Source organism: Vibrio sp. 1249-1, from assembly GCF_033340495.1.
In genome coordinates this window covers 107,471-122,961 of the sequence record NZ_JAWOWJ010000002.1, presented here as the reverse complement: position 1 = coordinate 122,961, position 15,491 = coordinate 107,471, and the positions used below count along the sequence as shown (strand labels likewise).

Genomic DNA, 15,491 nt, shown 5'->3' with positions numbered 1-15,491 from the left:
CTCCTTAGTAAAGTGAGTTTTTGTTGTCTTCAATGTACTGGTCATCAAGGCGACCAAACATCTTGTAGTAAGTCCAAGATGTGTAGCCAAGGATGATTGGCACCATAACAAACGCAACGCCTGTCATTAGGTTCAGAGTCAGCTCAGATGACGTTGCATCCCACATTGTTAAGCTGTGGCTTGGCATTAAGTCTGAAGGCATGATGAATGGGAACATCGCAAAACCTGCAGTAAAGATAACACCAGCAACACCCAAGCTTGAAGTAATGAACGAAATCGCACATTTTTCAAGACGAGATGCCAATACAGCGAGAAGCGGCATTGCAACACCTAATACAGGAGCAGCCCATAGTAGTGGGTAGTTTTCAAAGTTCTTCATCCACGCACCAGCTTCACGGATAACCTCTTTGTTTAGAGGGTTAGAAGCAGCGTTAGTGTCGATACCGCCAACAATGACGTAACCATCGATATTTTGGATCCAGAAACCAGCCGCTACAAACGCAGCAACCGTCAGTAAACCAGCCAACTGAGCAACGTTGCGCGCACGCACATGCACTTCGCCTGTTGTTTTCATTTGTAGCCAAGTAGAACCTTGCATCAAAATCATGAACAAGCTTACTAGACCACACAACAGTGCAAATGGGTTTAGTAGACCAAAGAATGAGCCATGGTATGTTGGCATCAAGAACTCACTCAATTGGAATGGTACACCTTGTAGAAGGTTGCCAAACGCTACACCAAAGATGATTGGCGGAACAAAACCACTGATTGAGATACAGATATCCCAGGTATTGCGCCATTTTGGATCTTCGATTTTAGAACGGTAGTCTAGGCCCAGAGGACGAAGCCATAGCGCTGCTAGTGTCAAAATCATCGCTAAGTAGAAGCCTGAAAATGACGTTGCGTAAACCAAAGGCCAAGCTGCGAACAGTGCACCACCAGCAGTGATAAGCCAAACTTGGTTACCATCCCAGTGAGGAGCAATTGAGTTAATCATGACACGGCGTTGCGTGTCGTTTTTACCGATGATAGGTACAAGCGCGCCTACACCCATATCGAAGCCGTCTGTTACTGCAAAACCAACTAGTAGAACACCGATTAGTACCCACCAGATGAGTCGCAAGATTTCGTAATCAAACATCTTGTTATCTCCTTACCTTACGCTTCTACTTGGCGACTAACTTTGTCTTCAACAGAGTCAGCATTTTGCTCGAAGTGGTAGCGACCCGTTTTCAGGCTACTTGGACCTTTACGAGCGAATTTCAACATTAGGTAAACTTCTGCAATCAGGAATACCGTGTATAGCGCCAGAATTGCGAAGAGTGAAGTCCAGATTTCACCTGCAGTTAGTGCAGAAGCTGCAACATGCACTGGTAAAATTTCACCTACAGCCCAAGGTTGACGGCCGTACTCAGCGACGAACCAACCCGCTTCAATTGCAATCCAAGGTAGTGGAATGCTAAATAGTGCAGCTTTTAGAATCCATTGTTTCTGCTCAATCTTCTGACGACACGTTTGGATAAACGCCGCACCAAAGACAAACAACATGATGAAGCCACAAGCAACCATGATACGGAATGACCAGAATAGCGGCCATACTGTTGGGATTGAGTCGTCCGCAGCAGCTTGGATTTGCTCTTCTGTTGCATCAACAACATTGTCTGTGTAGCGTTTTAGAAGTAGACCGTAACCTAGGTCACCTTTCACTTCATCAAACGCAGTCATGTTTTCTTCTGACTTATCGCCCGCACGAAGCTTCTCTAGAAGTTCATAAGCGTACATGCCGTCACGAATACGATCGACGTGTTCATCACGTAAATCACGAAGACCTGTTACTTGCTCATCAAAAGAACGTGTCGCGATAATACCCATTACGTAAGGGATCTTAATTGCGTAATCGGTATGCATCGTTTCCTGGTTAGGAACACCAAATAACGTAAATGCGGCAGGTGCAGGTTCAGTGTGCCACTCTGCTTCAATTGCAGCGAGTTTCACTTTTTGAACTTCACCAAGCTCGTAGCCAGATTCGTCACCAAGAACGATGGTAGATAAGATAGCTGCAATACCGAAAGAAGCAGCAATAGCAAACGAACGACGAGCAAACGCAATGTCACGACCTTTTAATAGGTAGTATGAACTGATGCCTAGAATAAACATTGCGCCACAAGTGTAACCAGAAGCAACCGTATGCACGAACTTAACCTGAGCAACTGGGTTTAGTACAACCTCAGAGAAGCTCACCATTTCCATTCGCATGGTTTCGAAGTTGAAATCTGCGCCTACTGGGTTTTGCATCCAGCCGTTTGCGATAAGAATCCAAAGAGCAGAGAAGTTAGAGCCTAGTGCCACAAGCCAGGTAACCGCTAAGTGTTGGCGTTTAGATAGACGATCCCACCCGAAGAAGAATAGACCAACAAAAGTTGACTCCAGGAAGAATGCGACAAGTGCTTCGATCGCTAGCGGTGCACCGAAGATATCACCTACATAGTGGGAGTAGTAAGACCAGTTCGTACCAAACTGGAACTCCATGGTAAGGCCTGTCGCCACACCAAGTGCAAAGTTAATACCGAATAGCTTACCCCAGAACTTGGTCATGTCCTTATAGATTTGCTTGTTCGTCATTACGTACATCGATTCCATAATGGCCAGAAGGAAGGCCATACCAAGGGTCAATGGTACGAATAGGAAGTGATACATCGCTGTCAGTGCAAACTGCAACCGCGATAGATCAACTACGTCAATCATGGTAACTCCTATGTGTCGGCTGAATGACACTCTCTACATATTGCAATCCATATTCAGGTGTTATTTACACTTGAAAAATGTTGAATTATCACAACTCATTGTTGCAAAAATGTGCTTCATTGGTTAGTTAATTGTTAAGCATCAGCTAATATAGCTGGGGCTAATATTACTTGTAAAAACAGATTGTTTCAAAAGGTTTATAGCCGTAACGCGCTTTGATATACATCAATGTTTATGCGCGGAATTTGCACAAAAATCCATCACATTGATCTAGATCAACCAGTATTGGATACGGATGTTAAGAGAGAGTAATCAGGAGAGAAATTAACCAGTTGCAAGCAAACATCGAGTTAACAATCAATGCTTTTTACTTACTAAACCAGTATGAGAAAAAATTCAAAAAAATGTGAGTTTGGTCAACTTTAATGAAGCGCTGGGCAACAAAGGCCCAGCGAGGGAATCTTATTTTTCAATTCCGAAATGCAAATACGCACGATCTGTCGCGATTCTTCCACGCGGAGTGCGTTGTAAATAACCTTGCTGAATAAGATAAGGCTCAAGAACGTCTTCAATAGTGTCCTTTTCTTCACCTATTGCCGCTGCCATGTTGTCGAGCCCGACCGGACCACCACCAAATTTTTCCATAATCGCGAGTAGTAGCTTACGGTCCATGTAATCGAAGCCTTCCGCGTCCACATCAAGCATATTCAACGCCTTATCGGCAACATCGGCGCAAATGTGACCATTGCCTTTTACTTCCGCATAATCACGAACACGGCGTAGCAAACGGTTAGCAATACGTGGTGTGCCACGCGCACGTCTTGCCACTTCCAATGCACCTTCAGGTTCCATTGATAAACCTAAACAATCCGCGCTTCGCTGCACGATATCTTGGAGGTCTTTTATCTTATAAAACTCAAGGCGCTGAGTAATACCAAAGCGGTCGCGCAATGGTGACGTCAAAGAGCCCGCTCGGGTCGTCGCACCAATTAACGTAAACGGTGGTAAATCGATCTTAATAGAACGAGCGGCCGGACCTTCACCGATCATAATATCCAGTTGATAATCTTCCATCGCCGGATATAGCACCTCTTCAACCATCGGACTCAAGCGGTGAATCTCATCGATGAACAACACATCGTTTTCTTCAAGGTTGGTTAACAGCGCGGCCAAATCGCCTGCTTTCTCAAGTACAGGGCCTGAAGTAGTGCGAATGTTCACTTCCATTTCATTGGCAACGATATTCGCAAGTGTGGTTTTACCCAAACCTGGGGGACCAAAAATCAAAAGGTGATCAAGTGCTTCGCTACGTAACTGAGCAGCTTTAATGAAGATCTCCATTTGGTCACGGACATGGTCCTGACCTTGGTAATCCGCTAATTTTTTTGGCCGAATAGCACGATCAATGACATCTTCATCACGAAAGGCAGGGTTTTCTGGCGCGATTAAACGATCGGCTTCAATCATCTTTTTACCTTGAAAAATGGTTACCTGAGAGAATAATGCCGCTCGTTTAACAGCAAGTGGCATATTTCTATATCTCGTCATCCTGTACAGCGACGAAGGAGCGTGATACAGGATCTTCTATCCGAGCGATTTATGGTCAAATTGTTTCATTAACCGCTCAGCGTGCTGCTATTAGATTCCCAGTCTCGCCAGGCTCGCTGGAATGACACAAAAAAACATCGTTAAGCGATTGGCATTAACCTTAGAGAATGAGTTATCTTGAACAAATATTCACTGTGCAACCAGCGTTACACCATTGATTTTAGAGCTTCACGGATCATTTGCTCACTGCTCATGTCCGGTTTAGCGATCTGAGATACCACTTTCGACGCTTGAGTCGGCTTGTAACCTAGAGCTAGAAGCGCACTGATTGCCTCTTCTTCTGCGTTGTTGGATGTTGCACCAGAATCCGCAGGAGCAGCATCCGTAAATGGCGTAAATAGATCGCCAGCGCCCCACCCTTTCAAGCGGTCTTTCATTTCAACAACCAATCGCTCTGCGGTTTTCTTGCCAACGCCTGGAAGCTTAACCAGCGTAGAAACGTCTTCATGTTCCACACAAGTAACAAATTGCGTTGCTGTCATACCAGAGAGAATACCAAGACCGAGTTTAGGACCAACGCCATTGGCTTTGATCACTTCACGGAAAAGTGCTCGTTCTTTTACTGTGTTGAAACCGTATAGCAATTGCGCATCCTCACGGACAACAAAGTGAGTATAAATAATGGCTTCTTCGCCAACATTTGGCAGTTCGTAAAAACAGCTCATTGGCATCTGGACTTCATAACCAATGCCATTAACTTCAATTAATACTTCAGGTGGTTGTTTTTCAATCAGTATGCCACGAAGACGTCCAATCACTATAAATACTCTTTGGAAATGAATTTGCGACAGGATAATAAAGAACTGGATAGACATCCAGTTAATTTTAACGGTAGCGCCCTTTTCTGGCACTGGTTGCTTTGCCCGCTAACGCAACGAGAGTCTTGTTAGTATTGGCATGACAAATCGCCACACCCAAAGCATCGGCTGCATCCGCTTGAGGCTTGGCGGGCAATTTAAGCATCTGCTGAACCATATGCTGAACTTGCGCTTTGTCCGCGCCACCAGTGCCGACGACAGCTTGCTTAATAAGACGAGCCGCGTATTCAAATACCGGCAACTCCGCATTCACCGCAGCAACAATTGCACTGCCACGAGCTTGGCCAAGTTTTAGCGCTGAATCCGCGTTTTTGGCCATAAACACTTGCTCGATCGCGAAAACGTCCGGTTGAAACTGGGTAATGATTTCCGTGACGCCTGCATAAATCTGTTTAAGCCGACCCGGAAGTTCTTTTTCTGAAGTACGAATGCAGCCACTACCAAGGTATTGCAAGTGGCGTCCATTTTGACGAATGACCCCATAGCCGGTAATGCGCGAACCTGGGTCAATGCCCAAAATAATTGACATGAATGTTCCTAAAAATGAGGCCTAATTCGGCCTCAGTCTTTTTATTATTACTTGCTAACTTCGGAGCAAATACCGCTACCGACACCTTGAGTTTAATCTAGCGTAGCCGCAACGTCGTCAGAGATATCACCATTGTGATAAACCTCTTGAACGTCGTCCAGATCTTCCAAAGCGTCAATCAAACGAAGTAGTTTTGGCGCAGTATCCGCGTCCAAATCTGCTTTCGTAGATGGGATCAGCGACACCTCAGCGTTCTCTGCCTCAAACCCTGCGGCATCAAGAGCATCTTTTACGAGTCCAAAATCGCCTGGGGCCGTGTAGACATCAATCGAGCCATCTTCTGCCGTTTCAATGTCATCAGCACCACTTTCTAATGCTACTTCCATTACCCCATCTTCATCTAAACCTGGGCCATATGAAATCACGCCTTTCTTGTCGAAAAGATAGTTGACGCTACCATCCGTCCCCAGATTACCGCCTGACTTTGAGAATGCATGACGTACGCCAGATACCGTACGATTTCGGTTATCCGTCATACATTCGACCATGACCGCCGTACCACCTGGACCATAACCTTCATAGATCACGGTTTCCATGTTGTCGTCGCCTTCACCACCAGCACCTCGGCTGACAGCGCGGTTGACAGTGTCACGTGTCATGTTGTTAGACAGTGCTTTATCAATTGCTGCTCGCAAACGTGGGTTATTTTCTGGCTCACCGCCCCCCTCTTTTGCCGCAACAACGATTTCACGAATTAATTTAGTAAAGATTTTGCCGCGCTTCGCATCTTGCGCTGCTTTACGGTGACGAATATTCGCCCATTTACTATGACCAGCCATAATTCACCTTTTAATGTATTTTGACGCTTAATAACAAAACATGTTCTAAAAAGCGTTGCTTGGGAAATTGCTTTGGAAGTTTCTTGGGTTTATTTAAACAAAAACTCCCGCAGTTGCGGGAGTTTTCTTCAAATGTTGTGCGCTTATTCTGCGTCTTTTTCTTTCGCTGCAGTTACTGCGATTGCTAGCTCTTCTAGCGCTGCTGGGTTCGCAATACTTGGTGCGTCTGTTAGTAGACACGCCGCTGCTGTTGTTTTAGGGAACGCGATAACATCACGGATGTTCTCTGTGCCACATAGCAGCATTACTAGACGGTCTAGACCAAATGCAAGACCAGCATGTGGAGGCGTACCGAATTTCAGCGCATCAAGCAGGAAGCCGAACTTAAGCTGTTGCTCTTCAGGTGTGATACCTAGAATATCAAATACGGCTTCTTGCATATCTGCGTTGTGGATACGAACAGAGCCGCCGCCCACTTCGTAGCCATTTAGAACCATATCGTAAGCGTTAGAATTTGCCGCAGCAGGGTTTGCTTTTAGCTCTTCCGCAGTCACACCTAGAGGCGATGTGAATGGGTGGTGCATCGCGTGTAGGTTGCCTTCGTCATCTTCTTCGAACATCGGGAAGTCAACCACCCATAATGGAGCCCAAGCAGATTCATCCGTTAGCTCTAGGTCTTTACCTAGTTTCAAACGTAGCGCACCCATTGCTTCTGCAACGATACCCGCTTTATCAGCGCCAAATAGGATAATGTCACCAGATTCCGCTTGAGTACGATCTAGAATGCCGTTGATCACGTCTTCATTTAGGAACTTAGCGACTGGAGATTGGATACCTTCCATGCCCGCTGCACGGTCATTAACCTTCATCCAAGCTAGACCTTTCGCACCGTAGATGCCAACGAATTCACCGTAGCCATCAATTTGCTTACGAGTCAAAGATGCACCACCTGGAACGCGAATAACGGCAACGCGGCCTTTTTCGTCGTTTGCTGGACCTGAGAATACTTTGAACTCAACATCTTTCACTAGGTCAGCAACGTCTACTAGTTCCAGTGGGTTACGTAGGTCTGGCTTGTCCGAACCGAAACGACGAATCGCTTCGCTGAACGGCATTACTGGGAATTCACCTAGGTCAACATTTAGTAGCTCTTGCCACATTTCACGAACCATTTTCTCAGTCGTTGCACGAACTTGGTCAGCCGTCATGAATGACGTTTCGATATCGATCTGAGTGAATTCTGGTTGACGGTCAGCACGCAAGTCTTCATCACGGAAACACTTAACGATTTGGTAGTAACGGTCAAAACCAGACATCATTAGAAGCTGTTTGAATAGCTGTGGAGACTGAGGAAGCGCGTAGAAGCTGCCTTTGTGAACACGGCTAGGTACTAGGTAGTCACGAGCGCCTTCTGGAGTCGCTTTTGTTAGGACTGGTGTTTCGATGTCTAGGAAACCGTTGTCATCTAGGAAACGACGAACAAAGCTAGACGCTTTAGCTCGTAGCTTGATGCGGTCGCTCATTTCTGGACGACGTAGATCTAGGTAACGGTACTTCAAGCGCTGCTCTTCAGAGTTCTTTTGGTTGAAGTCTAGAGGCAGAACATCAGAACGGTTGATGATTTCAAGACCTTTCGCAAGGATCTCAACTTCACCTGTTGCCATGTCTTTGTTTGCTTGGCTCTCTGGGCGAACGCGCACTTCACCCGTTAGTTTGATACAGAATTCATTACGAAGTGTGTTCGCCACTTCATACGCATCCGCCATATCTGGATCAACAACTACCTGAACGATACCTTCGCGATCTCGCATATCAATAAAAATAAGACCGCCTAAATCACGACGACGGTTAACCCAGCCGCAAAGTTCTACAGTTTGTCCTGCAAGGGACTTGTTCAGGTGACCACAGTAATGGGTACGCATAATGAAATTCCCAATCTCTCAAATGTTGTTAACTACGCTCTGTCAGCCTCATTGCTAAGCAGAGTAAAGATTCAGTTATACGCTGAATGTCCACGAAAATCGACTACTCAACATACAATTACGTGTGTTTTATCATTCACTGGTGCTTTTTAGTACAACAAATGTTCAAAAGCGCACCAAAGCGAAAAAATTGGGGAGGATTATAGCGTGAAATTACCTATTTCAGCAAAACTCTCGTAAAGTATTCACACGAGTAGCAAGCAGTAAAGAATAATGGATAACTTACCTCTTCGACTTGGATTGACGATGTGGTCGCACAATCAATGGCAACAAAGTTTTTACGGCAGCGGGACAAAGCCCGCTGAACGTTTAGAAAGGTATGCGCAAGTGTTTCATACCGTGGAAGGCAACACGACATTTTATGCCACACCGACGCTCAATACAGTGCAAAACTGGAGAGCCGCAACCCACGATGATTTTCGCTTTACTTTCAAACTTCCTAAAGCCATCACTCATGAGCAAATGCTAAGAGGTTGCAGCGAACAACTGAGAGACTTCATGAAAGTCATGGAGCCTTTGCATGACCGTGTGGGCCAATGGACAATTCAATTACCAGCCGCATTTGGTCCTGAGCACCTTGATCGGCTGAAAAAGTTCTGTGCGAACTTTCCACCTAACTTCCCTCTCGGTGTTGAGGTTCGCCATATGGCATTTTTCTCCAAAGGCGAAGAAGAGCGAGCACTTAACCAATGGTTAGTAGAGAATAATATTGACCGCATTATTATGGATAGCCGCCCAGTCTTTGCCGCTAAGCCCGACAATGAGGCGATTATTGATGCACAAATGAAAAAACCACGAGTCCCTGTTCACGCCATTGCTACCGCTTCACACCCTTTGATTCGCTTTATTGGTCATCCAGAAGAACAGCAAAATTACGAGTTTTTTAAACCATGGCTCAACAAGTTGCCACAATGGATTGCCGAAGGTAAACAGCCATATGTCATGATCCATACCGCAGACAATATAATTGCGCCAGAGTTGGCCGCAAACCTATATAAAGACATACAAAAGCGTATCACACTCCCTGAGTTATCACCTTTCCCAGCTGACGATGGCAACTCGCAGTTACAGATGTTCTAACGCAACACATGACAGAGGCGCGAAATTCCCATAAAATACGCGCCTTTTTTGGTGCCTGACATTTTCAGGCGGCTTGTATGCAGAGACTTAGTTATGAACCCTAAGAGCAATCCAGATACTATTTTTTCGGCTCCAATCGATAAAATTGGGGATTTCACGTTCGATGAACGCGTAGCGGAAGTATTTCCTGACATGATTCAACGATCGGTACCGGGTTACAGCAATATCATTTCTGCAATCGGTATGCTGGCAGAGCGTTTTGTAAAACCTCACTCAAACATCTATGACCTTGGCTGTTCTTTGGGTGCTGCAACATTGTCTATGCGTCGCCATATCAAACAAGAAGGTTGCCAAATCATCGCAGTGGACAACTCTCCTGCGATGGTTGAGCGTTGTAAACTTCACGTCAACGCTTACCGCAGTGACACTCCTGTGGATGTAGTAGAAGCAGACATTCGCAATATCGAAATTGAAAACGCGTCAGTGGTGGTGTTGAACTTCACTTTGCAATTCCTCTCTCCAGAAGATCGTTACTCCTTGCTCGAGAAAATTTACGCAGGCCTGCGTCCAGGCGGCATTTTGATTCTATCGGAGAAGTTCGTCTTCGAAGATGAAGTTTCGAACGAACTGTTAATTGACCTTCACCACGACTTTAAACGTGCGAATGGTTATAGCGAACTAGAAATCAGCCAAAAGCGCAGCGCGATAGAAAACGTAATGCGCCCAGATTCAAAGAAAGAACATAAAGAGCGTTTCGCTAAAATTGGCTTTTCTAGCTACGATGTTTGGTTCCAATGCTTTAACTTCGGCTCCATGTTCGCGATTAAATAGACCATGCATACAAAGCCTGAACCATACCGATTTCGGCTTTTGTTAATAATTTATACCCATCAACTCAGCGATTAACTAACTATGTTTAACTTTGCAAATTTCTACCAATTGATTGCCCAAGACACCCGTCTTCAACCTTGGCTTAATGTGCTTCCACAACAGCTAACGGATTGGCAAAATGCAGAGCACGGTGACTTTGGTCGCTGGTTGAAAGCCCTGAACAAAATCCCAGCGGGTAGACCGGACAACATCAACATTGTTGATTCTGTCACGATTTCAAACAATGAGCCCATGCCTCAAGGGGAACTTAAAAAGCTAGAAAGCTTACTTCGTACATTCCATCCTTGGCGCAAAGGCCCATACAACGTACACGGCATCCATATTGATACTGAGTGGCGCAGTGATTGGAAATGGGACCGCGTGCTTCCGCATATTTCACCATTAAAAAATCGCAGCGTACTCGATGTAGGTTGTGGTAACGGCTACCACATGTGGCGCATGCTAGGCGAAGGTGCACGCTTAACTGTCGGTATCGATCCATCTCACCTGTTTCTAATTCAGTTCGAAGCAATTCGTAAACTAATGGGCGATGACCAACGTGCACACCTATTGCCATTGGGTATTGAACAACTACCTAAGTTAGAAGCGTTCGATACGGTATTCAGCATGGGCGTGCTTTACCATCGCCGCTCGCCTCTCGATCATTTAGTGCAACTAAAAGATCAATTGGTATCTGGTGGTGAACTCGTATTGGAAACACTCGTGATTGAAGGTGATGAGAATGCAGTACTGGTCCCGACTTCTCGTTACGCGCAAATGCGTAATGTCTATTTCTTCCCTTCAGCAAAAGCCCTAAAAGTGTGGTTAGAATTGGTCGGTTTTGAAGATGTTCGTATCGTTGATGAAAACATCACATCCGTAGATGAACAACGTACCACAGATTGGATGACGCATAACTCTCTACCTGACTACTTAGATCCGAACGACCCAAGCAAGACTGTAGAAGGCTACCCTGCCCCTCGCCGCGCGGTTCTTGTCGCTCGCAAATCATAATTCGCTGAGATTCCTGACATTGTCTTAACTCATTTTACGAGTTAAGACATTACCCTCTTTCCTCGTAATGAGCGAGTTTGATTTTTGAATCCATTTTTCACGTCAAAATATAAGCACGCTCTAAATAAGGATGCGCTTTTATGTCCTTGATTTTTGGCTTTTCATCACTATTCCTCAAACAATAAGTAATAGAGAAACATTCTTACTTGTGAGGCTTTATCGATATAAGCTAAACTCCTAAAAAATAAACAACTTAATCCAATCCCAAGGTTTTCAATGTTATTACGATTGACCCCGATTGTTGCCATCGCCTTACTATCTGGATGCTCACTAACCAAAGGCGAACAGTACCACCAAGAAACGTTAGCGGCGATTCAAAATTCAGAAGCGAATGTCAATAATCGCATTACCAACCTAGAGCTACAGCTCAGCAACCAATCGGACTATATCGACAGCCTTGAAGAACAAGTCGATAAACTACAGGTTGAACTTCTTACATTTCGCGATGAAGCAATGGCAGAAGTAAAAAAACCGAAAGAGCCGATTATTGTCCAATCTCCCGCTCCTGTGGAACCAACCCCAACTCACGATATTGTCCTTGGCTCTATCGAAAAGGTCACTGTAGAGTCGATTAAGCAAACTTTTGATGCACGTATCGACACTGGTGCCGCGACGTCGTCTTTAAATGCCGTTGATATTGAAGAGTTCGAAAGAAATGGCAAAAAATGGGTCCGATTCCACTTAGCAGACACCAGTAAATCCGAAGAAGAGAAAAGTACTTGGATCGAAGCTCCTGTCATTCGCTACGTCAAAATCCGCCAGGTTACCAGTGAAGAGTTAGAACGCCGCGCTGTGGTAGAACTTTGGGTGCGCGTTGGAAAAATTCATGAAAAAGCGCAATTTACGTTGGCAGATCGCTCACATATGAACCATCCTATTTTACTGGGTAGAGAATTTATGCGCGACATAGCACTTGTCGATGTAAGTCGTACCTATATCCAAACGGACGAAGATAAAAAATAATAAGGTAGATTATGACGTCAAAAATACCGTTTTACCTTTCTATCATCTTATTGGTGATTGCGGGCATTGCTCTGAGTGTTTTCAGACATGAAAACTACGGCGTGCCTTGGACGCCAGGCGAAACTCGCCAGGTATGGGATGTAGAAGCTCGTATTGAGTTCAATGCTAACGGCAACGAAGTAAAAGCGTCACTTGCAGCACCTCATACACAAAGTGGTTACACACTTATCGGTGAATCTGCTTCCTCATCAGGTTATGGCGTTTCCTACATCAATGACGATTCAGGCCGTCGTGCAGAATGGTCAATTCGCCAAGCTCAAGGGCCACAAACCATATACTACAAAGCCCAGTTCTTAGTAGACCCTCAGGCTAAAGTCACTCCTTTACCGCCAACGGAAGACATTACGCCACCAACGCTATCAGCACCACAAGCAGCAGCGGCAAATGCCCTTATCGAACGTGCGATGAGTCGCTCAGCCGATAATGTGACGTTTACTCGTGAGCTTATCAAAGCGCTTAATGACCCAGATAGCCAAAACTCGTCGCTACTACTGAACGATTTCAGCCGTACTGATGCACTGCATAATATTTTGCTTACCGCAGGTATACAAAGCAAAACCGTCGGTGTTATCGAACTAGAAGATGGTCGTCGACGCCAAACAATTCAACCAATGGTTCAGGTTTGGTCAGGTAAAGATTGGGTACTGTTTTCGCCAAAATCCGAACAAAAAGCAGTGAAACCCAACTTGTTAGTGTGGGATGAATCAAACGTATCCTTACTTGACCTTGTTGGTGGTAAAAATAGCCAAGTGCATTTCTCGATGATTAAGCAAGAAATGACACCACAACAAGCTACAAACAACAAAATAGAAGCAGATGGATTACTGAATATTTCAATTCATAGCCTACCTTTGGAAGAGCAAGCGATGTTCAAAACCATCATGCTCATCCCTATTGGTGCTCTGATCGTTGTGTTCTTGCGTGTGATTATCGGCCTGAAAACATCCGGTACCTTCATGCCTGTGTTGATTGCCGTTGCTTTTGTTCAAACTCAACTATTAACGGGTATTGTCGGTTTCTTGCTAATTGTAGGTACAGGCCTGATTATTCGAAGCTATTTGTCTAGGTTGAACTTATTGCTGGTAGCAAGGATATCTGCGGTCATTATTACCGTTATCATGATCATCTCGGTGTTCACCGTTGTTGCATTTAAGATGGGCTTAACGGAAGGCCTAACAATTACCTTCTTCCCTATGATCATCTTGTCTTGGACGATTGAACGTATGTCAATCCTATGGGAAGAAGAAGGTGCGAAGGAAGTTGCTCTGCAAGGTGGTGGTTCATTGCTGACAGCGGTATTAGTTTACCTTGCAATGACGAACTCATACATTCAACACTTAACCTTTAACTTCATTGGTCTACAGTTGATTGTTCTGGCCGGTATTCTATTACTAGGTACTTACACAGGTTACCGCCTCACTGAGCTACGACGCTTCAAACCACTAGCGGAGGACTAAACGATGTTCGAAAGTTTTACTTCGCCGTCTAAGCTTCGCCATAAAGGCATTATGGGGATGAACAAGCGTAACCACAGCTATATTGGCCGTTACAATGATCGTTCTAAATACCCACTTGTCGATGACAAGCTAAAGACCAAAATTATTGCACAGGCAGCAGGAGCAACAGTTCCTGCCCTGATCGGTGTCATTCATAACCAAGCTGAAGTTAAGACTATCCACAAAATGGTTGAGAACTGGCCTGGTTTTGTAATCAAACCTGCACAAGGTAGTGGCGGTAAAGGCATTCTGGTTGTTACGTCTCATAAAAACGGGGTATATACCAAACCCTCCGGCTCTACAATTGGTAGGGATGAGGTCGAGCGTCACATTAGTAATGCGCTTGCTGGCCTTTTCTCTCTTGGTGGTAAAAATGACGTTGCTGTGGTTGAAAACTTAATCAAGTTTGATGACTGTTTTGATGGCTTCAGTTATGAAGGCGTACCAGATGTTCGGATCATCGTATTTAAAGGTTATCCAGTTATGGCGATGATGCGCTGCTCTACAGCGGCTTCCGACGGCAAAGCAAACCTTCACCAAGGTGCGGTAGGAGTAGGCATTGACATCGCGACAGGTAAAGCCGTCAGAGCGGTGCAGTTCGATCATCCAGTGACTCATCACCCTGATACAGGTAAAGACCTTTCGACCCTTCAAGTACCGCATTGGGAGCGCTTGCTGGAGCTTGCGTCAAGTGCCTGGGAAATGACAGGTTTGGGATACATGGGTACGGATATGGTGCTGGATAAAGATGAAGGGCCTATGGTTTTAGAGCTTAACGCTCGCCCTGGTCTGGCAATCCAAATCGCTAATGGTGCAGGCTTGCTTCCTCGTTTGAAACACATAGAGAGCCTTGGCACACCTGCTGAGTATCCAAAACCGATTGAACGCGTCGCTTACGCGGCAGAGCAATTCGGTGTGAAGCCGTTGTTCTAACCCTCCGACATAATGTTCGTTATTACTCGCCAGTAATTGTCATGATTACTGGCGTTTTTGTTCCCGCATCCAAAAACCTTGCACTTGCTCTCCTTATTAAACACATCCTTCTCATATATAAGTTGAATCAATGATCGAGCTAACAAAATCAACATAGATCGTTTCTTTTCTACTTTGCCTTTTGAGTATGATGAGAGCTCCCCTTACTCAACTTGAGAGGTTGGGAAATGCTAATAAAAGAAACAAATAATGATGAACCAGAGCTTGAAGAACAAGAGAGCTTAGACCAACACCTACAACGCTTGTCTGAGCTTTCTGTCCAAGCACTTGAAGAACTTGCTGAAATGATCGAAGTCAGGGACGATATTCCAGAGGAATAAACGTCGCTTCCTCATTAAGTTCCGCTAATAAGCCGAGACTGCCGTCCTACAGTCTCGGCTTGTCTTATGTTGTTCGAAGCCTACCTCGTAAATAGATACAAAAACGCCCGCGTT

The 15,491-nt window shown here is 45.1% G+C and carries 14 protein-coding genes; 7 read left to right on the top strand and 7 right to left on the bottom strand.

Going from position 1 to position 15,491, the window contains the following annotated elements:
- Window positions 1–4: 4 nt before the first annotated feature.
- From cydB to aspS, 7 genes are all read right to left on the bottom strand, one after another.
- On the bottom strand, window positions 5–1,141 hold the full coding sequence (gene cydB / locus R7Z50_RS04035) for a cytochrome d ubiquinol oxidase subunit II (RefSeq protein ID WP_006742909.1): 1,137 nt from the start codon (window positions 1,139–1,141) through the stop codon (window positions 5–7).
- Between the two features lie 17 nt (window positions 1,142–1,158).
- Window positions 1,159–2,745 carry a cytochrome ubiquinol oxidase subunit I gene (cydA, locus tag R7Z50_RS04030; RefSeq protein ID WP_005378311.1) on the bottom strand — a complete coding sequence of 529 codons (1,587 nt, stop codon included), beginning with the start codon at window positions 2,743–2,745 and terminating at the stop codon, window positions 1,159–1,161.
- Window positions 2,746–3,207: 462 nt separating this feature from the next.
- A complete protein-coding gene (gene ruvB / locus R7Z50_RS04025; protein ID WP_005378312.1) occupies window positions 3,208–4,212 on the bottom strand; it encodes a Holliday junction branch migration DNA helicase RuvB in 1,005 nt (334 codons plus the stop codon).
- 287 nt (window positions 4,213–4,499) lie between these two features.
- Window positions 4,500–5,111, bottom strand: a complete 612-nt coding sequence (gene ruvA / locus R7Z50_RS04020; protein WP_005378313.1) for a Holliday junction branch migration protein RuvA — start codon at window positions 5,109–5,111, stop codon at window positions 4,500–4,502.
- Between the two features lie 67 nt (window positions 5,112–5,178).
- Complete coding sequence (gene ruvC, locus R7Z50_RS04015; RefSeq protein WP_005387909.1) at window positions 5,179–5,700, bottom strand: crossover junction endodeoxyribonuclease RuvC; 522 nt, start codon at window positions 5,698–5,700, stop codon at window positions 5,179–5,181.
- Between the two features lie 92 nt (window positions 5,701–5,792).
- Window positions 5,793–6,539 (bottom strand): YebC/PmpR family DNA-binding transcriptional regulator, encoded by a 747-nt coding sequence (locus R7Z50_RS04010; protein WP_017635061.1) that lies wholly within the window; start codon window positions 6,537–6,539, stop codon window positions 5,793–5,795.
- A gap of 143 nt (window positions 6,540–6,682) precedes the next feature.
- Entirely contained in the window at window positions 6,683–8,461 is a 1,779-nt protein-coding gene (gene aspS / locus R7Z50_RS04005) for an aspartate--tRNA ligase (protein WP_005378401.1), read from the bottom strand.
- Between the two features lie 273 nt (window positions 8,462–8,734).
- On the opposite strand from aspS, the gene R7Z50_RS04000 reads away from it, so the two are divergent.
- The 7 genes from R7Z50_RS04000 (at window position 8,735) to R7Z50_RS03970 (ending at window position 15,377) form a co-directional block, all read left to right on the top strand.
- Entirely contained in the window at window positions 8,735–9,601 is an 867-nt protein-coding gene (locus R7Z50_RS04000; RefSeq protein WP_042522110.1) for a DUF72 domain-containing protein, read from the top strand.
- 93 nt (window positions 9,602–9,694) lie between these two features.
- Window positions 9,695–10,432 carry a carboxy-S-adenosyl-L-methionine synthase CmoA gene (cmoA, locus tag R7Z50_RS03995; protein ID WP_017635063.1) on the top strand — a complete coding sequence of 246 codons (738 nt, stop codon included), beginning with the start codon at window positions 9,695–9,697 and terminating at the stop codon, window positions 10,430–10,432.
- An 81-nt stretch (window positions 10,433–10,513) separates the two neighbouring features.
- Window positions 10,514–11,485: a tRNA 5-methoxyuridine(34)/uridine 5-oxyacetic acid(34) synthase CmoB gene (gene cmoB / locus R7Z50_RS03990; protein ID WP_053307473.1), complete on the top strand. Its 972-nt coding sequence runs from the start codon at window positions 10,514–10,516 to the stop codon at window positions 11,483–11,485.
- 276 nt (window positions 11,486–11,761) lie between these two features.
- Window positions 11,762–12,508, top strand: coding sequence for an ATP-dependent zinc protease (locus R7Z50_RS03985; protein ID WP_005378391.1), 747 nt, complete (start codon window positions 11,762–11,764; stop codon window positions 12,506–12,508).
- Window positions 12,509–12,519: 11 nt separating this feature from the next.
- Window positions 12,520–14,025, top strand: a complete 1,506-nt coding sequence (locus R7Z50_RS03980; protein WP_005378389.1) for an inactive transglutaminase family protein — start codon at window positions 12,520–12,522, stop codon at window positions 14,023–14,025.
- Window positions 14,026–14,028: 3 nt separating this feature from the next.
- Window positions 14,029–14,997: an alpha-L-glutamate ligase-like protein gene (locus tag R7Z50_RS03975; protein WP_005378387.1), complete on the top strand. Its 969-nt coding sequence runs from the start codon at window positions 14,029–14,031 to the stop codon at window positions 14,995–14,997.
- Between the two features lie 227 nt (window positions 14,998–15,224).
- Window positions 15,225–15,377, top strand: coding sequence for a hypothetical protein (locus tag R7Z50_RS03970; protein WP_005378381.1), 153 nt, complete (start codon window positions 15,225–15,227; stop codon window positions 15,375–15,377).
- The last annotated feature ends 114 nt before the right edge of the window (window positions 15,378–15,491 follow it).